The organism is Pontibacillus sp. HMF3514 (genome assembly GCF_009858175.1).
GTDB lineage: Bacteria > Bacillota > Bacilli > Bacillales > BH030062 > Pontibacillus.
Map to the genome: position 1 here is coordinate 3,910,027 of NZ_CP047393.1, position 24,231 is coordinate 3,934,257.

Genomic DNA, 24,231 nt, shown 5'->3' on the forward strand with positions numbered 1-24,231 from the left:
GTGCATAAGAATAGAAACATATGACCTTATTTGGGAGGGATACTGTGGCAACGATTAGCCTATGTATGATCGTTAAAGATGAAGAAGAAGTACTACACAATTGTTTGGAAAGTGTAAAAGAAGCATGTGATGAAATCATAATTGCTGATACAGGGTCATCAGACAAGACAAAAGAAATTGCGGCTAACTATACAGATAAAGTTATCGAGTTTGAGTGGATAGATGACTTTTCAGCTGCTAGAAATTTTGTCTTTAGTCATGCAAAGATGGATTACATCCTTTGGTTGGATGCAGATGATATTGTAAAAGAGCAAGACCTAAATAAACTACTAAAGCTGAAAAAGAACTTGGATCCGTCAGTTGATGCAGTTTCTATGTTTTATCATCTCTCTTTTGACGAGCATGAAAACCCAGCTTTCAGCATGCGTCGCAACCGTCTTGTTAAACGTGAGAGAGATTTTAAATGGCATGGAGTTGTTCATGAGTATTTAGAGGTTTCTGGAAATATTATCAGTTCTGATATTGCAATTACTCATAACAAACATAAAAAGAAAAACACCAGCATTGAAGAGGGACGAAACCTAAGAATTTATGAAAAAAAGCTAAAGAGAGGAGAATCATTTTCACCCAGAGATTTGTATTATTATGCAAATGAATTGAAAGACAATCAACACTATAAAAAAGCCACCCTCTACTATAAAGAATTTTTAGCAACAAAAAAGGGATGGATTGAAGATGAAATAATGGCTTGTCTCAATATGTCTGACTGCTATAGTCGCCTTGGTGACAAAGATGAAGAATTAGATGCTTTATGTAAATCTTTTCAATATGATTTACCTCGTCCAGAAGTATGCTGTCGTCTAGGTGGATATTTTATGGAAAAAAAAGATTTTCAAAGTGCTATTTTTTGGTACGGTACTGCTATTAACACGAAACAAAAAGATAATGGAGGGTTTAAACAACCAGCTTATTCAACTTGGTTCCCCCACCTACAGTTAGTGTTATGTTACTGGGAGTTAGGACATATGGAAAAATCGTATGAACATAACAAAATGGCCGAGAAGTTTATCCCTAATGACCCAAGTGTTGCGTATAATAACAACTTTTTTAAGGACTATTTCAAGGAGGGGTCTAATCCTATCTCTAACGGAAAAAAGAAAATTTTATATATAGGTTGGATCGGACATAAAAACCTTGGCGATGAGTTAATGTGGGATCTTTTCAAAGAAAAATTTGATGAGACATTTGGAAATGAAAATTGGGAACTGCAAGGTACTATACGAAGTCAGGCTAAAAATTATGACATAGATAACTATGACTTAATAGTCCTAGGCGGAGGATCCATTATTTGTAAAAATAACACCCCTGTTTTACGTAGAGCAATTGAAAAAGGTAAAAAAGTGATGATTTGGGGATCAGGAATAGATAGGATTGATAAAAGTGACATTGAATTATTAGAGGGTGGAAAAAAGGTCTATATTCAAAAGTATTTTACGACAGATATCCAGAAAAAACTTGTAGAAGTAATTGAACATGCTGAATTTGCTGGAGTAAGAGGACCTTTAACTTACGAACTCTTAAGACAGATGGGAGCAAATGAAGAAAAATTAAAAATTAGTGGAGATCCCGGATTACTTCTTAAGAATATAGATAAAATTGATGAAAAAGATAAACACATCACTTCCCCATTTAAAGGAAGTAAGATTATTGGAGTGAATTGGGGGACATCATTTAACCACGTGTACGGAGGAAATGAGAAATTTGTTGAAGATCAATTGGCAGAAGCGCTAAAGAACTTTATTAAAAAGGGATATCAAATTTATTTATATAGTGTTTGGAACGATGATATTCCTGCTATGAAAAGGTTATATAAAAAAGTTAATGATCAAGAGAATGTTATTTTAGATACCAAGTACTATGATGTGAATTTGTTAATAAAATTACTCTCTCAATTCCATTTTACAATCAACTTCAAACTACACGCTAACCTTATTTCATTAGCTGCCAACACACCTGCAATCGCATTAGCTTACCGATTTAAAGTGTATGATTTTGTACAATCGGTTGATTTGCATAAACTCGTTATTTCAACTGATTCCAACAATATCAATCATGAATTAATGAACTTAGAGACTTTCATAAATAAAGAACGAGATACGATTATGAATAAGGTGAACCACAAAAAGGGAGATTATATAAACATGATCAACACTCCATTTGATCAGAAGCTTTATTTAAAGGGTGAGGAAGGTGTTTAACCTTTCAAAAAGTGAGTGGGAAAATCTTAGAAAGTTCGGTTTTGTCGAAGTAGGGGATAATAAAAACCTAGCTACTGAAGGACTTTATTATGGTGGAGAAAAACTTATAGAAAACAAACTAAAGAAATATCACTATATGCCCTACAATATTGAGGAAATTATCAGTGCAGGGCTAGAAAAATTAAATGATAAGAAAATTAAATTGAAAAATGCTGGAGAGATAGCTAATGAAATAAGGAAAGCCCTCAAAGAACAACAAGGCTATTCGCTTATTCGCTTAGGAGATGGAGAGTTAACTTTTTTATCACATGACTTATTGTTTTCTAGTGAAGAAATTGAAAAGGAACCAAGGTTAAAATTTTTAGGTTATGCAGGAGTTTCATTACCTAATCATGAAGCAAGAAATTATCTAACTTCCAAATTACTTCAATCCAATGCCATTGGAATCCCTCTAGCAAGATTCCCTATGTTCCAAACTTTGTTTACCAAATTAGCAAACCATCATAAGTGGGATTTAACTAAAATGAACCTGACCAGTTCAACTATTAATTTTGATTTATTTCATTACACCACATTACTCCATGAAATCTTGAGTAACTATAAAGTGTTGTTAATTGGAAATAAGATGGAGCAAGGAAAGGATTATCTTGAGAAGCTTGGGTATAAAAATATAGTAGGTAACATTCCAGTTAAAGGAATCAAATCCGTATCAGATGTTGTAAAAAAAGCAAAAAACTTTGATTATGATGTTGCAATCGTTTCATCTGGAATTCCAGCTACTCTAATTTGCAACTTGTTGGCAGAAGATCATAAAGTAGCGATTGATTTCGGGCATACCATAGACTGGTTATTAAGCAGTTATGCTCAAATTAGATCATTAGATAACGGAACCATTAATTCTGAGAATTGCTGTGAAATAGCTTATTACTATTTCAATAGAGACGACTTTGAAACAGCAGCCTATTGGTATAAGCAAGCTGTTAAAATTGGTGAATCTACAGGGAACCATACTCCAATGGCTACAACTACTCCTCACCTCCAATTATCTGTATGTTATTGGCACTTAGGTGATGTAAAAAAAGCTCATGATCATAATGAACTAGCAAGAGACTTTGAACCAAACAACCCAAGTGTACTCCTAAATAAAGATTTTTTTGAAAGAGTATTAAAAAATGAATAAAACAATAATTTTAAAATACCATAGCATCCACTTCGGCTATGGTATTTTAAATAGCTCCTACTTTGTTTTATGACATAAAAAAGACTTGCCAATTAACAAGTCTATATACACTCTTCTCTTATATCCTAGCTACAAATACAGCCTTTAACACCAAGGAAGATCCCCTTACTTATCTGTGTTCTATCTTTGTTCTAATATCCTTTCTATTTCATTTACTAATTCTTTTGCGCGCACATGAAGTGTATGCTTTTCGTGTACCATTTTAAATCCATTGAATGCAATTTGTTTTCCAATTGTTTCATAATTCTTATTGTAATATTTAGCTTTCTGAAAAAAATCATCTTTTGTAATAGGGACATAATGAACATTTGGGATAAAACCGATATCTTCTAATTCTTTTAAATATGGCGCTAACAATAAAGTATTACAAGCTAGTGTTTCAAAGTACTTCATTAATGAATAATGGAATATGGAATCACAAGTAAAAAATATCTTTGCCTTATTTATTTCTTCTGCATATCTATGTCCAACCAAAAAGTCTTTTTCATTGTAGTTCCTGTGATGATAACCGGGATGTGCATGTTGAACAAATTCAGGTATTTTTTTCATTTTCGTTTCTATCGTACTTCTTAACGGATAGAACTCTCCAATCGTACTCCCCATTAACAGATACTCATATTCCTTTTTGTGTTGATAGTCTTTAAAAACCTCTTGATTAATAAAATGAGGGAACCAAATCATCCTGTCCTCATATTCAGGGAAATATCTCAGAAATGCATCTCGATAATGTGTAAATAGAAAACGAATATTATTTTTTTTAATCCATTCTTTACGCTTCTCCTTATTATAATGCAAGTCATGCATTATCGCCCCTACGGGAATTGAACATTGAGCTAGACCTGAAATTTTCGGACTCCTAGATGGTCGAAGGTCATTTATAAGAATAAAATCGGGCTCATCTTGTAGTTTCTTTAATATATCTAAAATGTGACCGGGTTTATTCCAAACTGTTAAATGGGTGAGCTTCTCAAGATGTTTTGAAAGAAAATAATTATTTCTCTCAATTCCTTTGGACCAATCCTTCGTAATAAAAAGTAACTTAATAGGCTGTTCACTCATAACAGGAATCCTTTCGTGATTTTAATTTTATTTATGTTATTCAGTTAAAGAAAGGTTTATAACACTACTATATAGTATGAATTGAAATGCAGTTCTGTGTAGGTAGAAATCTAAGCATGAATAAATAAATGATTATCATTCCACATGTGAATTATGAGAATATATTTAATGAATTTCCACATTTCAATTGATATGAGAATCGATTTCCTGAAGTCTTTTAACTTATTCAACCTATTATAATTTAGAGAAATAACTCCTGATTTATGAAGAAATTAGGAGTTATTTGTTTTTTCTTGTATATTTTTACATAAGCAAAATAAACTTATTTACATTATAGATTCTTGACAAAAAAACATAGATTGTATAATATAAATTACTGAATTAGAATTATTATAAATTAATAACTCTTTTTCATGAGTCTATTAATTTAACTATTCTTCCTAGGAGGCTATACATTATGAACTTAATCGGAACTGAAGTAAAACCATTTAGCGCAAAAGCATTCAAAAACGGAGAATTTATTGATGTAACTAATGAAAGTCTAAAAGGCCAATGGAGCGTTATTTGCTTCTACCCAGCAGACTTTACATTCGTTTGCCCAACTGAACTAGAAGACCTCCAAAATAACTATGAAACGCTTAAAGAGCTTGGCGTAGAAGTATATTCTGTTTCAACAGATACGCACTTCACTCACAAAGGCTGGCACGATAGCTCTGAAACAATTAACAAAATTGAGTATGCAATGGTTGGTGACCCTTCCCAAACATTATCTCGTAACTTCGAAGTACTAAACGAAGAAGAAGGCCTAGCTGATCGCGGTACGTTTGTAATCGATCCAGATGGCGTTATTCAAACAGTAGAGGTAAACGCTGGCGGAATCGGTCGCGATGCAGACACACTTGTACAAAAAATTAAAGCAGCACAATACGTTCGCAACAATCCAGGTGAAGTTTGCCCAGCGAAATGGGAAGAGGGATCAGAGACTCTTAAGCCTAGTCTAGATCTTGTAGGCAAGATTTAATAGATTTAAGGAGTGCATGAACCATGCTTGAAGCAGATATTAAGTCACAATTAGAACAATATCTCCAATTAATGGAGAATGATATACTGCTTAAAGTTAGTGCAGGTTCAGATGATGTATCTAAGGAGATGCTAGCTCTTGTCGAAGAGCTAGCATCTATGTCTTCTAAGATTAATTATGAGGAAGCAGAACTATCTAGAACCCCTAGCTTTAGTGTAAATCGTATTGGAGAAGACACTGGAGTTACGTTTGCTGGTATTCCTTTAGGACATGAGTTTACTTCTCTAGTGTTAGCTCTTCTACAAGTGAGCGGTAGAGCTCCTAAGATTGATCAAGACAAAATTGATCAAATTAAAAATATCAGCGGAGAGTACAACTTTGAATCATACGTAAGCTTAAGCTGTCATAATTGTCCTGATGTTGTACAAGCCCTAAACATGATGAGTATTTTAAACCCAGGAATTACTCATACCATGATTGATGGTGCAACGTTCAAGGATGAAGCAGAGAGCAAAAATGTTATGGCAGTACCATCTGTTCACTTAAATGGTGAATTCTTTAGTGGCGGTCGTATGACACTTGAAGAAATCCTTGATAAGTTAGTTGAGGGCCCAAGTGCTGAAGAGCTTTCAAGTAAAGATCCTTACGATGTCCTTGTTGTCGGCGGAGGTCCTGCTGGCGCAAGTGCCGCAATCTATGCTGCACGTAAAGGCATCCGCACAGGCATCGTTGCAGAGCGCTTTGGTGGACAAGTTCTTGACACAATGAGCATTGAAAACTTTATCAGCGTATCCCATACAGAAGGCCCTAAACTTGTCTCAAGCCTAGAGGAACACGTCAAAGATTATGATATTGATGTCATGAATCTTCAGCGTGCAAGCGGCTTACAAAAGAATGATATGTTCGAACTTGAGCTCGATAATGGTGCAGTTCTGAAAAGTAAAAGTGTCATTGTATCAACAGGCGCTCGCTGGCGTCAGCTCGGAGTTCCTGGTGAAAAGGAATTCCAAAACAAAGGCGTAGCGTATTGCCCTCACTGTGATGGACCATTGTTTGAAGGAAAAGACGTAGCTGTTATCGGTGGGGGTAACTCTGGAGTTGAAGCAGCGATTGACCTTGCAGGTATCGTTAAACATGTAACGGTCCTTGAGTTTGGTGCAGAAATGAAAGCAGATGAAGTTCTACAGAATCGCCTGCACAGCCTTCCAAACGTTACAGTCAAAACCAATGCCCAAACAACCGAAATCACAGGTACAGACAACGTCGACGGCCTAACCTATATCGATCGCGAAACCGAAGAAGAACACCGCATTGATTTAGAAGGAGTCTTCGTCCAAATCGGACTTATTCCAAACACTGAATGGCTTGAAGGCGTTGACACGAACCGCATTGGTGAAATCGTAGTCGATAAGACAAACGCTACAAACATCCCTGGCCTATACGCAGCAGGAGATGTCACAGACAATCCTAACAATCAGATCATCATTGCCATGGGCGATGGTGCAAATGCTTCATTAGGGGCTTTTGATTATCTGATTCGGAACTAATATTTTTTACTAAGAGTCGCTTTTCACCGATATAGGTGTAAAGCGATTTTTAATATAATAAAAAAATAACAAAAGCCCAGAACCTTCAATCTATTGGTAGAACAAAGGTTTTGGGCTTCTTCTCTATTTTACAATCACAGCTTTTTAAATTCATAAAATTACTCTTTGAGGTCTACACAATCAACTATAAACTGCCTCTTTACCATTCAACCCAAGCGTCTCCGCAGTCGAAGCATGAATCTCCTGCAGAAGCTCCGGATTCTCTCCAAGCGACACCCCATAAGAAGGAATCATTTCTTTTATTTTAGGCTCCCATTCTTTCACATGTTCCGGGAAGCATTTTTCTATAACTTCTAACATGACGTGAACAGCAGTAGAAGCACCTGGAGATGCTCCTAACAACGCAGCCACCGAGCCATCAGAAGAACTGACTACTTCAGTACCGAATTGAAGCGTTCCTTTCCCTTCCGTATCCGTATCTTTAATAATTTGCACACGCTGTCCTGCTTCTACTAAGTGCCAATCCTCGCTTTTTGCGTTAGGGATAAACTCTCGCAGATCTTCCATACGCTGTTCTTTTGATGATATCACTTGTTCGATTAAATACTTCGTTAAAGATGCGTTTTTCATGCCAGCTGCTGACATTGTTACAAAATTATCTGATTTTACAGATGTTAACAAATCAAGCATAGATCCAGTTTTTAAAAATCTTGGTGAAAAGCCGGCAAACGGTCCAAATAGCAGTGATTTCTCATTGTCGATAAATCTGGTATCTAGGTGAGGCACAGACATAGGCGGTGCGCCTACCTTTGCCTTACCATACACTTTGGCATGATGCTCTGCTACCACTTCTGGATTATTACAAACCATAAATAACCCACTTACCGGAAATCCTCCAATGTGTTTCGATTCAGGAATACCCGTTTTCTGAAGTAAGTGCAGACTACCTCCACCACCACCGATAAAGACAAAGTCAGTTGTATGGTATTCAAGTCTATGGTTAACCATATCATATACTTTTACTTCCCACTCGCCATCGCTATTTCGCTTAATATCTTGAACACTATGGCTGTAGTTTACCTCGACGTCTTGGCTTTCTAATTGATCAAACATTTTACGAGTAATTGATCCGAAGTTCACATCTGTTCCAGAATCAATTTTTGTTGCTGCTATAGGTTCATTCGTTGTTCGTTCATTCATCATAAGTGGAATCCATTGCTTTAGTTGCTCTGGATCATCAGAAAACTCCATATCTCGAAATAATGGATGGTCCCCCATTGTTTGATAACGCTTTCTCAAAAATTCGACGTTTTGATCCCCTTGCACAAAGCTCATATGAGGTAATGGCATAATAAAATCTTGTGGGTTACGTATTTTATTACTGTTTACAAGGTAAGACCAAAATTGCTTTGAAACCTGAAATTGTTCATTCACATTTATCGCTTTCGTAATATCAATTGATCCATCAGGTTGTTCATTCGTATAGTTTAATTCGCATAATGCAGCATGTCCGGTACCTGCATTATTCCATACATTTGAACTCTCTTCCCCTGCTCTTTCAAGTTTCTCAAACACTCTAATATTCCAATTTGGTGCTAATTCTTTCAACAACGTCCCTAATGTGGCACTCATAATTCCTGCACCAATTAGGATAGCGTCTGTTTTATGATAATTTTTGCTCATGTCCCATTCTCCCTATGTGTACAGAAAAGATGTAACCGTAGATCTTGAGGTATAAACAGACAAGTTTCGACCAAATTACACATCTTTTCTAAAAATTTATAATCTAATACTAGTGTATCATTATTTTAAAAGATTAAAAAATTCTTAAGTAATTTTTTTATAGGTTAATTTAGCTACTAAACAGAAGAATAGCACCCTCATATGAGTGCTATTTCATTAGGAAATCCTTAATTTCTACGCTTCTGATAATTTAGCCAAACACTTCTGTTTCATATTTTGTATAGTCGATATATAGTTCTCTTTATTTATGTCCCCATTTAAAATGAGTTGTGCTGATTCTAGTAGCTGCTTATTGGTAACCGTGTTATATGAAAATAGGAACTGTTCTTGTTTAATAGATCTCATAAAGTGATTAACTTTTGGGTCATAGGATAGACCAATTACTGGAACGTTTTGAGATGCTGCTAAAATTAGGGAATGTAATCTCATCCCAATCATAAGTGAAAGACTACTACATAACCCTTGAATATATTTAGATGATTTATTTTTCGGGTTAATGAAATAACTGGAACCTTTAGGTAAATATTGTTTAACTCTTTTCATTAATGTAATATCGCCTTGATACTGACTAAAAGGGATCAAGACAAATCGAACGTTATATTGTTTATAAAGTTCCTCCCCTACTTGACCAATTTTTTTCAACAACTCTTGTTCCTTTTTTCCTTTAAAAAACCATGGTCTTAAACAAATACCAACTAGCTTATAATTTGATGGTAACTTTTCTTTTTTCAAAATCTGCTTCCTTCTCTCAGGAGGAACTGCTTTTAAACACATTGCCGGATCTGTAATAAGACTAATCTTTTCATTATCGATATGTTTCTTTACGAATTGAAATGAATTAGGATCCCTAACAGCAATCATTTCACCCTTACGCAATAAGGTTATAGCATATTCTTCCGCTGCTTTCTCCTTGAATGGTCCGATACCAATTCCATAAAAATAGATTGGAATTTTGTAAGCATGTGCCATATCAATAAATTGACTATAATAATTCATACTTTTAGCTTTATTTCCTAATGCATTTTGTGGCTTCCAACCGGAATAATCTTGTAGAATTCCCCCCCACCTAAGATAAATCGATCACAAGACTTTATTGCCAACCTTATTTTCTCTACCTCACTGGACTTATTAACCGAAACTTTTCTCGGGCCTTTATACGCTGATTTAACGCCTTTTGAAATTACTGTAAAACGGGCATTTTGATCATCAAGAAAAATACTATCTATAATTGATTCTAAAATAGCGTCGTCTCCAATATTCCCAGCACCATAGTATCCATGTAATACGTAATGCATTCTTCATCATTCCTTTTATTGAATTACTTTCCACCTTACATTTAGTTTAGTAACCCAATTTCTGCAAATAATTTATCAAACCTTTTTTCCCATGTATGTTCTCTTTTGCAACGCTCTTTACCATTCTGACCAATTCTTTTTGCCTCTTCAGGATTTTGTAAATAAAAACGAATTTTATCAACTAGATCTTCTTTAGTTTGATATCCAATGACTTCATGACCGTATTCAAAAAGTTTTTCCATTTCATCAAAATACTCAGTAAATAACAACTTTCCTGTTGCTGTTGCTTCAAGTACACCAACCTTTATATTTGTATAACCTTTTACTGTGCGTGGAAAATTAACCAATATTTTTGTTGAATAGGCCGCTTTAAACCACTCTTCACCTCTTACTTCTCCCCTTCTACATTTAGGTGTTGTAGTCCAATTCCTTCCATACAGCTTTGTGTTAAAATTCTTACATAATTCTTCTGCAATAGGATATCGATCTGGACGACCGTGCCCTATAACAGCTACATCTGCTTCATATCCTGGGTCAGTTGATCTATCTTTAAAAAAACGACTATCAATTCCAAATGGCATATGATATATATTCGTAAAACCTTCATTTTTGTATTTTTCATATGTCAATAACGAATTGGTGGTATGCCAAGTGAAATGTTTTGCGTATTTTGAAACAGTACTGAATACGTCGGGATCACTTAAACTGATTCCAAGAACAGGAATCCCCCTATCTTTTAACCAATTCATATCTTGTTTTTTAAAGGTAAGTCCTCCTGCATTACAGATTATTAAATCTGGATTAAAGTCTATTAATTTTTCCCTTATTTGGGATAACTTAATATAAACTGGACCATTCCCTCCAACATGGTTTCGAGGGTTATATACCCACTCAGGATGTTCTCCTGTATTCCATTCCTGAACTTTATGACCTAAATTACATAAGGATAAATACATACTTCTTACAATATCTGTATCACCTTCACCATACCTTCCAAAGTGAGCGATCTTTAATGTTCTTTGATTTTTCATTCCTTTTCCTCCTTTTAATAATTATTTGCAGGATATTCCCCCCATGAAGCTTATTACATACGTTAAATTTGTTAGTTTTTTCCTTGTGTTTTCTCTAATAACATTAATAATCATTATTTTTTGACGTGTATATATCACATAAACTAGTCCTTCCTTTAATTATTGGAAGCATATTGTATTTTATTATTCTAGGTAAGTTGTTGTTTGTACTTTAAACTAGATTCACCCTAATTCATTAAAAACCCTATATAAAACAGATGAAATTGCCACTTCATCCAAGCAAACTTCTACTATGAGGTTCATGTTACTAATGTGGGAGTTTGGCTACAGCTTTCTTCAGATTCTGGGTCGCTCCAGACACCCTTGCCTTTGCCGCTCGGGACGTCAACCTAAAGCTTGTGAACATGCCGGGTACACAATAAAAAAGAGATAATCCTGAAGAGGAGTTATCTCTTTTTAGCAAGATCGTACTATTAAGCTTTTACTTCTTGCAGTGTTTTTTCTAAATTTTGTATTGATTTTTCTAGCATATGTTCATAAATTGATAAAATAGATTGTCCATAGTTATCACCTGGTACAGCCCATTTACCATTTAATGCTTCCCATGTGGTAGCTGAACCTCTTGTTACAAGATCAAAGCGAGGGTCTACTAATGGATATTCATTTGGGAGTAGTTCGGTTGAAGCATATGCATATAAATGTTGTATATGAGCAAGCACACCATCTTCAGGAGTATCAAAACTAACTCCTGGATCATCTGGTCCTGTAGTACCAAGTCCACAAAAGTTGTTTTGCTCAGGCTGTACAACTCCAGTAAAACGGAGGTAATCTGTTTCATGCATAGACTGTGCGAAGGCTATGTCACCTCTAATCCCATAATACTGACCGAATATTAGATAATACATACCTAACTCTAATGCATCAGGATTAATGCTTTTGAGAAATTGATTCATTTGTTCAGGGGATAGTTTTGTCTCTCCTAAAATAGTATATCCTATTGGCTCAGTGCTAACTTCTTCGGTAATAATATAAGCATCATCAATTCCTAACAGTTTTACTTCTCCTAAGCGTACTTCAGCATTTTCCAAGGTTGAAAAGGCTCCGGCCTGTACACGGTACCATTGTTTACCAGAAACAATAACGGGGTCAATAAATGCTCCTATCCCCTTTGAATCAAGAAAGGTTACGCGTTTTTCAGCATTTTTTCTTGACCTGAACGTTCCTGCAATCACTTTATAAATAAATAGTATATTGCCTGGTTTGGGTTTAAGGTTAAATGCCATTGCTAATCCATTTACATGACCTTGGGCAACTTTTTCACGCCATGATGGCTGTTTTAATAAGGCTGCATCTTCTTCGTTATCAATAAATCCATTCTCGGTTAAGAGTGCTGGCATTACTGATTCACGTAAAACATGGAAGTTAGCTTTTTTTTGACCACGGTCCATTAGCTCATTTACCTTCATTACTTCTGCATGAATGATATGTTGATAGTGTGCAGTAATGGATGTGTCGGATAAGCTATCATGAATAAAATCCTCATATCCTCTTGTAGTACCATTATAAGCATTACAGTGAATAGATAGATAATAATCAGCGCCCCAGGTATTAGCCTCATCGGTTCTATCAGTTAAACTTACCGTGCTATCATCAGTTCGGCTCATCATTACTTCAACATTCTCATAACCATTTAGTAATATTGAGCGTATTCTTAATGCAATATCTAAGTTTAAATCTTTTTCTACTAAACCATTTCCTTGAGCACCAGAATCTGTTCCTCCATGTCCTGGATCTAAATAAAGTTTCAATAAATTAACCTCCAATCTTTAAGGGATATTTTTGTTACACCTTTAATATATGATTGATAACAGGAATGGAATAGGTCAATGTTATTCTTTATGGAAAAATGGATATATAGCGGATGATCTATTTCTATTAATTTTCGACTAAATAAGACAAAGCGATCTATCCAGCATATCAGTACAAAGCAATGACTAGGGATGCTTTTGAACCTACCACCAAATCGAATGATTTAGTTCTAATATGTTACTTATATAATAAATAGTTTATTTTCTGCCTAATGGTTTTGGAATTGTTGTTGTACTACTAAGTGGAGTAATCAAAAATTTATGATACGGCTCACCTTAATAATTCAACAGAGTTTTCCACTAAAAAAAGTAAGTTCATAATTATTTTTCTATTTTTTACTGTTCTTCATTATTCATATTTGTGACATAAAAGTACCTACCATCCTTTTCCTCTTCGAAGGTCATCAAACTGATCCAATCTGAATTCCGCACTTTAATTTATACCTCAATGCCAGAAACCAAAAAATATCACTTTCTCAACATTTACCCAATCAAAGTGATGCCCCTTGTATATGATAGCAGTAGGAGGTGATACTTCTGTGTAATTGTAAAAAACACCATAATGCTCATGAGTGCCCTTGTCAAAAGCGGTTCTGTTGTCAATGTAGGATTCAATGTTGCTGTTCAAGCACAAGACATCATCATTGCTGCATAGAAGATTGCTATTGTCATAAACCAGCAAAATGTCACTGCTGTAGTCATCAAGTTTGTATTCGCGAGTGTAGTAAGTGTTGCTGTAAGTCGAACACTACTACTTATAAGCAAACGATAATTACTTGTAATTGTGTAAAATGCAAAGAGAAAAAGAAATACCATTGTTCTTACGAGTAAAGTTTTGTACCCATCAAATGCATAAACCGGAAAGGTATCCTGATTCTATTGGATGCCTTGTATGGTTTATCTCCTCCTTATCTAAAAGGTATAACTTTATATTAGGACTCATATCTTTATATTAGTTTATCAACAGTCAAGGGGGATAAAATGTGGGATCACCTAATATATATTTCTTGCAAAATAACAAGTTAAATCCAGACCATACACATTATTGTCCTTGCCAACTTAAACAAGAATCTTTCACAGATACCATCTCTCTATCTGATACACAGCCCTCTATAAAAAAAGCGATGGATATATATGTTGCATCAGAAATTTCAGCTGTTCATCAAGTAAAGAGTTTTTATGGTGAAAGGGTGATGGTCGATATCAAAATCCACTACAAATTGATTTATCAGTCTATAGAAAAAGAAACATTACATACAGTCAGTTATTCAGCTTTTCATAAAACACTTTTAATGGGGGTGAACATTAAAAATCTAACTGTAAGTTCTTTTATAGATACATGTAATATCAATGAATTAACACAGCAGAGTGTGTCCATTTTTACTGTGATGACAATTGTTCCAACGTATCCGGACTATAACAGAAACAGAACAGGATATTGTGATATTCATAAAGAACCATTCCAAGACAACACAAAGTACTGTTATAACGGTCAAAAACAATTAGATCAAGGTCCCCCCAAAACTCATGGGGATTCTTATAATATTGATCAGGATGTACAAGCCTGCTTAAGTAAGGTTCTCCTTAACAAAAATGAAGGTAAACCAACGTTTACCGAAAAAAATGAAGATACCAATGACCATAATGCCTATGTAAAAGATAATAAAGTTAATCAGTTTAACCATAGGGAAAATCAATTTCACGATTCCAATAAAGTAGAATCAATCAAGTTATATTCTAGTGTGTATTCACCAATTCCAAGAAAAAATACCCGTAATGAATTTTCCAAAAGTAAATCAAAGCAAAAGAAAAGTAATCAGAACAACACAGAAAATGTTTTTTTGTCCAACTTGATTAAAAGAAATCATAACTTAAAATCACCTAAGATCAACAAACAAAGAAAAGATGTGACAATCCCCTTATCTTTTTCCGACTTAAGTAACTTGAAGCTATTCTAAACTTTACGAGGAGGCTGACCAAGTCATGCACCATGGCGAGATGATTCTATATACCGGCATTACACCACATGAAGAATATCCATGTAATCCAACTGCTTATAAGCAAGTTATCCTTAATAGTAAAATTGAAATTCCCTGTCCTAAACCAGATTTAGAAGCCATTATTAAAGTGGTCTCAGAAGTTGAGCTTCGCACTCAACGTTATATCCAAACCCCTTATGACTTTAAAGTTATCGTAGAGGGGACGGTTCATCAAACCTTTTTATATTCAGCTGATGTACCTGAACAATCTGTACATACCTTTCATGGCCAGGTACCTTTTTGTGAATTTTTGACAATAAGTAACGAGTGTAAAAAAGCCTATCTAAAACAGAATTTATCCACAAAGGTGTTTTTAGAAGATGTTTTTGTATTCAATCAGAGTTCTCGTTATATCGAAGAATGTAAAATGTTATGCATTATTTTACTAAACAACAATTGTTAATCTTAAATTCTTATTTTCTTAGCATACATCTTTTTTAAAAACATATATTTTCCATGTGCTTATCTTACAAAAGGAGGGTTATGCATTATGGTTAATGTAAATTCAAGTGTAGTAGAAGTTTGCCCTGTCTATCCCGATCGACCCGCTAAGTATTTTACAGAACTATTTGCTTCTAAAACATTCAAGATTCCAGAACAGAAGCCCGATAAAGATGAAATTGTAAAGGTTAAACATTTTGTGGAATTAGTTGACGTCGAAGTAATTGATGTATTTTTGCCTGACAATGACACTGACACACCAAATGGGAAAAAGATCTTTGTTGCGGGGAATGTATACTTAGATGTTCAATATGTTTCAACCAGAGAAGAACAGACTGTCCACTTTGTCCGATATCAATTGCCATTCCAAACAATACTTTTAAGAGATTGTGCTGAATTCGCAGATCCAAAAGAAAATGGATTAATCCCGAATGATGATACCATCTTTCCTGATAATTTTGTTGTTCATGTCTGTGTTGAAAACATTGTTGAAAAGCAATTAGATGAAAGAACAATTTTCTTTGAAGTTTTATTATTAGTTTGGTTAGAGCAGATTGAAGATGTTGGTCCTCCTCCACAACCTTAAGGAGAACCCTATATAAAAATTAAGGAGGGATTACTTTGGATTGTCCTAATACATTAGAAAGCTTGTCTACGGTAAAATGTCCACCTGATAATACCACTTTAGACTATTTCACACAGATTATACTTTGTGATTTTCTTGATATTCCTGATGCAAAGCCTGATATTGAATTCATCACGAACACATTGAATGAGATAGCCATAACCAAAATTGATGTTATCAATGTTGATTTGGGTGATAGAGATCCAGCTTCGGAAAATATCCGAGAAAAGGTAATCGCAAGAGGAACGGTACGTTTAGGAATTGAATATTCAGCTGATGAAGCAGAGCAGAATGTCCATTTCGCCCATTTTGATATCCCATTTCAAGGTATTATCGGAGAGCGTCCATGTGAAAATGGGGGGATTGACCCGAATACAGGGCAACCAAATGGAGACGGAAATAGGGGATTAATTGATGATTCCACTTTTGACATCGACAATTATGATATCCATGTTTGCCTTGAGCATGTTCAATTTCATGAAATTGATTCAAGGACAATTCAAGCTGTATTAGTTTTATTAATATGGCTTGAAGAAAAAACAGCCTAATAATATTAAAAAGGAGGGAATGAAATGGCATTAACGTTTACAGATGTCTTTAAACAGCTCCCCATCAACTCTAAACTAATTATCCCGCCACAGAAACCAGATATAGAATGTATTTTAGATAGTAATGTGGAAGTGGAGATCACTAAGAAAGAAGTGATCGATACTCCATTAAACTACCCAGAAGATCCAACTGAACCCTTAAGAAAAGTGATCCTTACAGGTAAAGTTAAAATTATTATAAAATATTCGGCTCTAGTGCCAAGTCAGAAAGTTCATGCTGCTCACTTTGAAGTCCCTTTTTGTACATTAATCGAGTGGCCTGACGGACCACCACAAGGTACCCCTATAACAGTCGAACCAGTCATCGAGAAGAAAGTATTTAAGCGTGAAGATGAGCGTAAAATATATAAAGCTTTATTGATTCGTTTCGATGTCTACCGTTAACGAATAATAATTTATAAACCGTTTGAAGGCAAATTCATTGTAACATAATGAATTTGTCTTTTTTTATTTTTAGATAATATTCCTTCTCTCAAACATATATAAAGCAAAAAATCATGTCATCCGCCTCTTTTATATCTTATATGAATAGGAGGGAACTAAAGAAATTACATTTACATATGATGGACTAACATATGTTCTCTTTATAAAAAGGAGGTGTTTGTTTTGGCGAAGGTTGTAAAAGACTTAATTGAATTTGAGTGGCCATCCAAACCTATACCCGAATTTTCTTCTCCAATAAGCGCTTTCAAAGAATTCAATATCCAGGACACACTTGAAATTCCCGAAGCTAAGCCTGACATTGAGCAATTAGTAAGCGTAAAGTCTAAGCTTGTCCTTCATAGTACAAAAGTAATTAAGACACCCAAAGCTCAGTCATTGGAAAGGCAAACTTTAACAGGATGGAAACTAATTATTGAAGCTGAACTTAAGCATGTTATCCGGTATGTAGCAGATGAACCTTCTCAAAAAGTCCATGGTGTTCATTTTAATATACCTTTTAGTACTTTTATTGTTCTCCCACCAGACTTTGATGAAAACTCGTGTTTAAGTATAGAGAGCTATATTGAAGACATTTATGCCTGTCAAATTAGTAAACGCGGTATTTTTACAAACACAACATTATTAATGGTATGGCCTGGTTGATCAAGAAAGGAGGTTTTAAAATGGTCAACAATTCTTCAGTGAAAACCAATGGTGTTGCTCAGAATTTGCCTGAGAATCCAATATACTTTACACAGATCTCTATACCAGAGATCTTAACAATTCCAGATCAAAAACCAGATATTGAAGAACTAGTTTCTGTCACCGTTCAGGCTGAAGTAGCAGCATATAACCTAATTGATACGCCTTGCATGAAATCTTTTGAAGGACAGTTACTAAGTGGGAAAAAGCTAATTTTAGAACTCAAAATTATTGAAAAAATTGTCTATGTAGCAGATGAGCCAACACAGACTAATCATGCAGCACATTTTGAAAATACAATGAAAAGTATTTTTATCGTTGTTCCTCAAGAAATCGAAGGAACTTCTATGGAATCATTGTTTAATCAAAATAGAATTGAAATAACACCTTATATTGAAGATATTTATGTATTGCAAAGGGATAAAAGAACAATCTTTAAAAACCTAACCATGTTAATCGATGTAACTTTATCTTGTTAAAACCTGTCATTCGAATATGTTTATAACATTTTATTTTTAGAAAGGAGTGTAAGAATGGCGATTGAAAATTTTCAAGCCGGCACATTAATCATACCGATGGATACCACATATCAAAATAGCGGAATGTATAAAGCATATGGCTTGGCTCATAATTTGCTATGGAACGGCATTCCGGTTAAATGGGCAATTGCACAGGGAAAAGCTTTTAACGGGGTTGACTTTACAGCATCAGCACAGGATATTGCTACCAATGCAATAATCAATAATCATGGATATAGTGGCGGCCCTTTTATTATAGATTCTGCAAACGCAGCAGCAGCCTTACCCTTTATCACCGCATGGCAAGCACTTTACCCAACGGTTGCCGTTCATAATGCAACATCCCCGTTTAATGCAGATATCGTAGCTACGATGAATCGCCCTTCGAGGATTGCCGTAGAAGAAGATAACTACGGTATTGTTGAAAATTATTTAAACTTGGCATCAATCACAAATACATTCAATAATCCATGGGATGGAAGTGCCAACAATGAACCTGATGCCCATGACGCTACAGAAATCGGTCAAGGGGCATTATTTGGATTTGTAACACCAAGCCAAGACCCGTGTAGAAAAAGAGCCTATGATCTTTTCATTTCTCCCCACACAGGAAATTCGACATGGACAAATCAAACCAATTCAGATGAATTGAAAAATTTCTTACAAGTAGGCGGCAACCTTCATGCGATGTGCGAATCAATTGAATCAATCGAAGACTTCCCCCTGTTAAATCCTAACTACCTATTGACACAAACGGGGATTCCAAATGATCAGAATGATGGGGATACCAACACCTTCACGGTCAATTTTCCAAACTTTCCTATAACCCAAGCTGTGAGTACAGGACTTTCTCAAGGGTTACCTGGAGGGAGCATCTCAACTTGGAGAAATTCATTAGCAAGCTATTACCCTCAAACAAAGGTGTTGGCAAACTTTATTGAACAACCACTCGGTAATAATATTCAGTATGATTTCACAATTGGTGGTCCTTACAAAGGTGGAACCGGTGCAGGTTATGTTGTGTATGAGGGTGGTCATGATTATTCACCAAAAGTACCTTACCTTGGTACTGAAGATGAAAACCTTTACTATCGTTTTGTATTGAATTCAGTATTTTATTCTGTAGCTAAACCTTTTCTTGACTTAGAAATCACACCCACGACAATATTCCAAAATGTAAACAATACCATTACATTTGACATTGTTAACACTGGGGGGAGTCCTGCCACCAACACCACGTTCTCTGTCACATTAGATGCCGGTGTCAGCTATAATAATGATGCCAGTATTCCACCAACGAGTATAGTAGGTCAGACATTAACTTGGAACTTAGGAACGGTGGACCCTGGTACAGCTGTAACCTTTACAGCGGATTATCAACCAGCAGTAATAACTACCGCTGATAGCTTAGCCACTTTTTCTACCTCATATGGAGATAATTTCTCCCAGACCTTTTCGCTAGACTATTGTGTAGCTGCCGAGGTTCAGCAATTCGAACAAGCTACACTTGATCCTGTGAAGAGCGTAGATAAAGACTTTGCCACAGTCGGAGATACGTTAACTTATACGACGACCATCACAAATACGGATGCAACGATCACAGCAACAAATGTCGTATTTACGGATATTCCACCGCCTGGAACAACTTTTGTCCCTGGATCGTTGACGATCAACGCTGTCCCACAACCCGCTGCAGATCCTAGTGTGGGTGTGGCTTTACCTGATATTCCTCCTTTGGGGGTCGTGACCGTCGCCTTTGATGTCACAGTGGACGATACTTTACCTGAACCCAATCCAATTGTAAATGATTCAAGGGTAGACTGGTCGTTCACCAATAACGCAGGAACATTTGACTCGTTCGCCATAAGCAATCAGGTACAGACACAAATTAACTTAGGTGATCTTTCCTTAGAAAAGAGCGCAGACAAAGTATTTGCCACAATAGGAGATACAATAACGTACACAACGGTCCTGACAAACACAGGAAATGTCGCTGTAGATAATGTGGTCTTTCAGGATTCACAACCAGCTGGAACAAGCTTCATCCCAGGAACGTTTAAGTTAGATGGTATCGTACAGCCAGCAGCAAGCCCAATAGCAGGGGTCAACATCGGAAGTATTGGACCGGGAGCTTTTGTCACCGTTTCCTTTGAGGTATCTGTTAATTCGATACCGGAACCCCCCGAACTAGTAAACACATCAAATGCGACCTTTACGTATAAAGTCGATCCACAAGGGGCAGATATTCCAGATGCTTCTGTCAGTAACGCTGTTATTACTCAACTAAGAGAAGCTACAATTGAAATTACAAAAACCGCTGATAAAAATTTTGTAGAGGTTGGAGATACGTTAACTTACACAGTAGTGGTAACAAATACGGGTGATGTTGATTTAACGAATGTTGTCATTACAGATACACCACCTGCCGACACTACGTTTATTCCCGGCAGTGTGACAGTGAATGCCAACCCACAACCCGGGGCAAATCCAATTGCCGGTGTAAACGTGGGTACCATTGCACCGGGTGGCATTGTCACCATGACCTATAGTGTGACAGTTGATAGCTTACCCATGTCAGGTGAAATAAGTAATACCGCTTCAGTGGATTTTGAGTTTCAAATTGATCCAGACGGTCCAATCGATTCAGGCAGCCAGGAAAGCGAACCGGTCATTACCCAGGTAGAAATCGGAGAAATAGAAGTAGTCAAAAGTGTAGACAAAGCGTTTGTCGAAGTCGGAGATTCAGTCAATTACACAATCGTAGTTACCAATACAGGAACAGTGACAGCAGAAAATGTAGTTATCACCGACACACCACCACCCGACACCTCATTTGTTCCCAATAGTGTCGAAGTAGATGGAGTGCCACAACCTGGAGTTGACCCAACAATTGGTATAAATCTAGGTGACATCGCACCTGGAAACTTCAAGACAGTTAGCTTTGTCGTAACAGTAGATAGTCTTCCAGCTAGCAGGATCATTACGAACAGTGCTTTAGCAGCATTCGATGTGAGGATTGATCCCGACGGGCCGCCAGACTCCAGACAAACACCAAGTAACCCTGTTGAATCACAAGTAGAGCTTGCTGACATTTCTGTAGTAAAATCTTCTAACAGCGATTTTGTTGAAGTTGGGGATACTTTAACCTATACAACAACGATTACCAACACGGGAACAGTAACTGTTGATAATGTGATCTTTAATGATTCCCCGCCAGTCGGAACAACCTTCATCCCAGGATCATTTAGATTAAATGGGGTCCTGCAACCAGGCGCAGACCCTAATGCAGGCGTTAACATTGGAAGCATTGCACCAGGCGGGGTTAAAACAGTCAGCTTTAGAGTGACTGTCGATGTTCTTCCGCCAGGTGGTCAAATTACGAATATTTCCTCCATTGACTATGAATTTAAAATTGATCCGAATGGACCAACCGATACAAGAACTGAACCAAGTAATCCTGTCACAACCAATGTAGAGCAGGTACAGATACTCATTCTTAAAGATGTTGATAAATCTGTAGCCACCTTAGGAGAAACACTCAATTACACCATCAACGTAGCCAATGCCGGAACTGTAACTGCTACGAATATTGTGGTAATTGATGCGATACCGGATGGCACTTCCTTTGTGGAAAATAGTGTGAAGGTTAATGGAGTTGTGCAGCCTGGTCTCAACCCTGAGTTTGGCATCCCAATCGGAGATCTCCCACCAGGAGGTTTTGCAACTGTAGAGTTTAGCGTTGTCGTTGAAGAACTTTTAGAACCACCTGAAGTTGTCAACACAGCAGCTGTGACCTATACCGTTCAAGTCGATCCAGATGAGCCAGCTGAAGAAAGAACCGAAGAAAGCGAACCTGTTGTTACTGCAGTGGAAGTCGTCGAACTAACAGCCATCAAAACAGCAGACAAATCGGCCGTACAGGTTGGAGACACGCTCACCTATACAGTAGAGATAACCAATACAGGGACCCTCCCTGTCGAGAATGTCTTGTTTAAAGATCAGATACCAGACGGAACGACCCTTGTACCAAATAGCGTCACGATAGATGGTGTCCCGCAGCCTGGAGCAAATCTCTCAATTGGCGTAGTAATCGGTACCATTCAACCGGGAATAACGGTGGTCATTACATTTGAGGTAACCATTGAAGAATCCCCTTGTCCACCAGAGCTAATCAATCAGGCCGTTATCACTTTCGACTATTTGCTCGAATCCTCAGGACCATTATTAAGTGGCAGTACAACAAGTAATGAAGTACTGACTGATGTAGGGCTAACGATCTTTAAGCAAATAAGTGTAGATGAAAACTTAACCATCCCACCACAGAAACCAGATGCAGAAGACTTATTGGATGTCTCAGTTGACGTTGAAATCACCTCAACTATCATTATAAAAACTCCTATTGGTACTTCCTTTGAAGGGCAGAGGCTAACAGGATGGAAATTAATCGTAGAAGGAAAACTAAAACAAATTATCACCTATATTGCCGATGTCCCCCAACAAACGGTTCATTCAGCCCATTTTGATGTGCCCTTCAGCACCTTCCTTGTATTACCTGAAAATTATCAACCATGTCAGGAAGTACATGTTGCAGGGTTTGTCGAAGATGTTTATAGCTTACTCCTAGATCCAAGAACAATATTTAAAAACGTAACATTAAGAATAGAGGGTATTGAAGACTGCAAATAAAACATTTGATGATTTATTACTTTTAAATTCAATAAAACAGGAGTTATTTTTAACACTCCTGGATAGGCTGTCGAGAAAGTTTCGGCAGCTTTATTTTTTTATTTATGGTACGGTTCATTACGCATAATCCGGAACGCTCGATACACCTGTTCCAATAACACCAACCTCATTAACTGATGAGGAAACGTTAATTTCGAAAATGACAAAGCAAAATCCGATCGTTTTAGAACTTCTTCACTTAAGCCCAGTGATCCACCAATCACAAATGCAACTTTACTCTTCCCATATGTAGCAAGTTGGTCAAGTTGCTCAGCGAGCTTTTCAGATGTGATCATCTTTCCTTCAATCTCAAGTGTAATAACATAAGTATCCTGACTAATTTTCGAAAGAATGCGTTCTCCTTCTTTTTGCTTAACCTCTAACATTTGGGCTTCACTTAAATTTTCCGGTGCTTTCTCGTCTGGTACTTCCTGAATATCTATAGAAGCATAAGGACCTAAGCGTTTTATGTATTCTTGAATACCTTGTTTCAGATATTTTTCTTTCAGCTTCCCTACTGAAATGATGGATATTTTCATGAGGATCTTCCTTTCTTCGTACAACTTCTTCTTCCTAGTTTACTACATAAGAAAAGCACAAGTGCCCGTTTAGCTACGAAGGGAGTGGACTGAGCCCGTAGTAAGATTAACCAAACTTGTTGATTGGCAAGCCGACAGGCGCAGGCAGAAGCTTAGTTGCCGTGGTACTTTCACCTAAAAATGTTAACTGCATCGAGTTCCTTCGTTGTTAAAAATTCATGTCACAAACGTGTAAAGGAAACACGGTGGGCTTGCGAATCGATGTTGACTTATCGACGGAGGCTAGGGAACTCCCTTCTTTACTGAGCGCTGGAGCTAGACATCTATGCACCCATTTTATACTTTCTTTACTTTTGAAAAAAGAGTGCTCCACTTGGATCACCCTTTTCGTTTCTCCATCCACTTTTGTAATAACAGAAAGATAAAACCACCTACACCAGCAAAAATACCCGCCAAAATTGCATTTTTAATATCAGAGAAGTTACTTGTTATATAATAGCCAATGAAACCTCCTATCATAAACGCAATGGGGGTCCAGTTTCGATTCAT

At 36.5% G+C, this 24,231-nt stretch carries 19 protein-coding genes and 2 pseudogenes; 13 read left to right on the forward strand and 8 right to left on the reverse strand.

Annotation, left to right across the window (positions count from 1 at the left end; translation table 11 throughout):
* Window positions 1-44: 44 nt before the first annotated feature.
* The 3 genes and pseudogenes from GS400_RS20280 to GS400_RS19685 form a co-directional block, all read left to right on the forward strand.
* A pseudogene (locus tag GS400_RS20280) lies at window positions 45-1,103 on the forward strand (glycosyltransferase); the annotation flags it as partial.
* Between the two features lie 99 nt (window positions 1,104-1,202).
* Window positions 1,203-2,258, forward strand: a pseudogene (locus GS400_RS20285) (polysaccharide pyruvyl transferase family protein); the annotation flags it as partial.
* Window positions 2,251-3,438 carry a GT-D fold domain-containing protein gene (locus tag GS400_RS19685; protein ID WP_160104420.1) on the forward strand — a complete coding sequence of 396 codons (1,188 nt, stop codon included), beginning with the start codon at window positions 2,251-2,253 and terminating at the stop codon, window positions 3,436-3,438. The pseudogene GS400_RS20285 and the gene GS400_RS19685, both read left to right, overlap by 8 nt.
* A gap of 180 nt (window positions 3,439-3,618) precedes the next feature.
* On the opposite strand, the gene GS400_RS19690 is transcribed toward GS400_RS19685, so the two are convergent.
* Complete coding sequence (locus GS400_RS19690) at window positions 3,619-4,557, reverse strand: glycosyltransferase (protein WP_236561082.1); 939 nt, start codon at window positions 4,555-4,557, stop codon at window positions 3,619-3,621.
* Window positions 4,558-5,014: 457 nt separating this feature from the next.
* On the opposite strand from GS400_RS19690, the gene ahpC reads away from it, so the two are divergent.
* Both ahpC and ahpF read left to right on the forward strand, forming a co-directional pair.
* Complete coding sequence (ahpC, locus tag GS400_RS19695; protein WP_160104421.1) at window positions 5,015-5,578, forward strand: alkyl hydroperoxide reductase subunit C; 564 nt, start codon at window positions 5,015-5,017, stop codon at window positions 5,576-5,578.
* Between the two features lie 23 nt (window positions 5,579-5,601).
* Window positions 5,602-7,125, forward strand: coding sequence for an alkyl hydroperoxide reductase subunit F (gene ahpF, locus GS400_RS19700; protein WP_160104422.1), 1,524 nt, complete (start codon window positions 5,602-5,604; stop codon window positions 7,123-7,125).
* A gap of 180 nt (window positions 7,126-7,305) precedes the next feature.
* On the opposite strand, the gene GS400_RS19705 is transcribed toward ahpF, so the two are convergent.
* The 5 genes from GS400_RS19705 to GS400_RS19725 all read right to left on the reverse strand — a co-directional run bounded on the left by GS400_RS19705 (window position 7,306) and on the right by GS400_RS19725 (window position 13,002).
* Window positions 7,306-8,808, reverse strand: a complete 1,503-nt coding sequence (locus GS400_RS19705) for a malate:quinone oxidoreductase (protein ID WP_160104423.1) — start codon at window positions 8,806-8,808, stop codon at window positions 7,306-7,308.
* 234 nt (window positions 8,809-9,042) lie between these two features.
* Entirely contained in the window at window positions 9,043-9,864 is an 822-nt protein-coding gene (locus tag GS400_RS19710; RefSeq protein ID WP_160104424.1) for a polysaccharide pyruvyl transferase family protein, read from the reverse strand.
* Window positions 9,865-9,881: 17 nt separating this feature from the next.
* On the reverse strand, window positions 9,882-10,163 hold the full coding sequence (locus GS400_RS19715) for a hypothetical protein (RefSeq protein WP_160104425.1): 282 nt from the start codon (window positions 10,161-10,163) through the stop codon (window positions 9,882-9,884).
* A gap of 41 nt (window positions 10,164-10,204) precedes the next feature.
* A complete protein-coding gene (locus GS400_RS19720; RefSeq protein WP_160104426.1) occupies window positions 10,205-11,194 on the reverse strand; it encodes a CgeB family protein in 990 nt (329 codons plus the stop codon).
* A 473-nt stretch (window positions 11,195-11,667) separates the two neighbouring features.
* Window positions 11,668-13,002, reverse strand: a complete 1,335-nt coding sequence (locus GS400_RS19725) for an N-acetylmuramoyl-L-alanine amidase (RefSeq protein WP_160104427.1) — start codon at window positions 13,000-13,002, stop codon at window positions 11,668-11,670.
* A gap of 1,043 nt (window positions 13,003-14,045) precedes the next feature.
* Between GS400_RS19725 and GS400_RS19730 the strand changes: the two genes are divergently transcribed.
* The 8 genes from GS400_RS19730 to GS400_RS19765 all read left to right on the forward strand — a co-directional run bounded on the left by GS400_RS19730 (window position 14,046) and on the right by GS400_RS19765 (window position 23,104).
* A complete protein-coding gene (locus GS400_RS19730) occupies window positions 14,046-15,020 on the forward strand; it encodes a hypothetical protein (RefSeq protein WP_160104428.1) in 975 nt (324 codons plus the stop codon).
* A 25-nt stretch (window positions 15,021-15,045) separates the two neighbouring features.
* Window positions 15,046-15,504, forward strand: coding sequence for a DUF3794 domain-containing protein (locus tag GS400_RS19735; protein ID WP_160104429.1), 459 nt, complete (start codon window positions 15,046-15,048; stop codon window positions 15,502-15,504).
* A gap of 87 nt (window positions 15,505-15,591) precedes the next feature.
* Window positions 15,592-16,128, forward strand: a complete 537-nt coding sequence (locus tag GS400_RS19740) for an SPOCS domain-containing protein (protein ID WP_160104430.1) — start codon at window positions 15,592-15,594, stop codon at window positions 16,126-16,128.
* A 62-nt stretch (window positions 16,129-16,190) separates the two neighbouring features.
* Window positions 16,191-16,715, forward strand: a complete 525-nt coding sequence (locus GS400_RS19745) for an SPOCS domain-containing protein (protein ID WP_236561083.1) — start codon at window positions 16,191-16,193, stop codon at window positions 16,713-16,715.
* A 24-nt stretch (window positions 16,716-16,739) separates the two neighbouring features.
* Window positions 16,740-17,159, forward strand: coding sequence for a DUF3794 domain-containing protein (locus GS400_RS19750; protein WP_160104432.1), 420 nt, complete (start codon window positions 16,740-16,742; stop codon window positions 17,157-17,159).
* 222 nt (window positions 17,160-17,381) lie between these two features.
* Entirely contained in the window at window positions 17,382-17,861 is a 480-nt protein-coding gene (locus GS400_RS19755) for a DUF3794 domain-containing protein (RefSeq protein ID WP_160104433.1), read from the forward strand.
* 20 nt (window positions 17,862-17,881) lie between these two features.
* A complete protein-coding gene (locus tag GS400_RS19760) occupies window positions 17,882-18,379 on the forward strand; it encodes a hypothetical protein (protein ID WP_160104434.1) in 498 nt (165 codons plus the stop codon).
* Between the two features lie 54 nt (window positions 18,380-18,433).
* Window positions 18,434-23,104, forward strand: a complete 4,671-nt coding sequence (locus tag GS400_RS19765; RefSeq protein WP_160104435.1) for a DUF7507 domain-containing protein — start codon at window positions 18,434-18,436, stop codon at window positions 23,102-23,104.
* A 98-nt stretch (window positions 23,105-23,202) separates the two neighbouring features.
* Here GS400_RS19765 and rlmH read toward each other — a convergent pair whose 3' ends face one another.
* Together rlmH and GS400_RS19775 are read right to left on the reverse strand one after the other, a co-directional pair.
* Complete coding sequence (gene rlmH / locus GS400_RS19770; protein ID WP_160104436.1) at window positions 23,203-23,682, reverse strand: 23S rRNA (pseudouridine(1915)-N(3))-methyltransferase RlmH; 480 nt, start codon at window positions 23,680-23,682, stop codon at window positions 23,203-23,205.
* A 378-nt stretch (window positions 23,683-24,060) separates the two neighbouring features.
* Window positions 24,061-24,231, reverse strand: coding sequence for a hypothetical protein (locus GS400_RS19775; protein ID WP_160104437.1), 171 nt, complete (start codon window positions 24,229-24,231; stop codon window positions 24,061-24,063).

Bases quoted from the DNA above. Each gene is read 5' to 3' on its own strand.
- GS400_RS19690 (WP_236561082.1), bottom strand. From the start codon at position 4,557: ATGAGTGAACAGCCTATTAAGTTACTTTTTATTACGAAGGATTGGTCC.
- ahpC (WP_160104421.1), top strand. From the start codon at position 5,015: ATGAACTTAATCGGAACTGAAGTAAAACCATTTAGCGCAAAAGCATTC.
- ahpF (WP_160104422.1), top strand. From the start codon at position 5,602: ATGCTTGAAGCAGATATTAAGTCACAATTAGAACAATATCTCCAATTA.
- GS400_RS19705 (WP_160104423.1), bottom strand. From the start codon at position 8,808: ATGAGCAAAAATTATCATAAAACAGACGCTATCCTAATTGGTGCAGGA.
- GS400_RS19710 (WP_160104424.1), bottom strand. From the start codon at position 9,864: ATGAATTATTATAGTCAATTTATTGATATGGCACATGCTTACAAAATT.
- GS400_RS19715 (WP_160104425.1), bottom strand. From the start codon at position 10,163: ATGCATTACGTATTACATGGATACTATGGTGCTGGGAATATTGGAGAC.
- GS400_RS19720 (WP_160104426.1), bottom strand. From the start codon at position 11,194: ATGAAAAATCAAAGAACATTAAAGATCGCTCACTTTGGAAGGTATGGT.
- GS400_RS19735 (WP_160104429.1), top strand. From the start codon at position 15,046: ATGCACCATGGCGAGATGATTCTATATACCGGCATTACACCACATGAA.
- GS400_RS19740 (WP_160104430.1), top strand. From the start codon at position 15,592: ATGGTTAATGTAAATTCAAGTGTAGTAGAAGTTTGCCCTGTCTATCCC.
- GS400_RS19750 (WP_160104432.1), top strand. From the start codon at position 16,740: ATGGCATTAACGTTTACAGATGTCTTTAAACAGCTCCCCATCAACTCT.
- GS400_RS19760 (WP_160104434.1), top strand. From the start codon at position 17,882: ATGGTCAACAATTCTTCAGTGAAAACCAATGGTGTTGCTCAGAATTTG.
- GS400_RS19765 (WP_160104435.1), top strand. From the start codon at position 18,434: ATGGCGATTGAAAATTTTCAAGCCGGCACATTAATCATACCGATGGAT.
- rlmH (WP_160104436.1), bottom strand. From the start codon at position 23,682: ATGAAAATATCCATCATTTCAGTAGGGAAGCTGAAAGAAAAATATCTG.
- GS400_RS19775 (WP_160104437.1), bottom strand. From the start codon at position 24,231: ATGAATCGAAACTGGACCCCCATTGCGTTTATGATAGGAGGTTTCATT.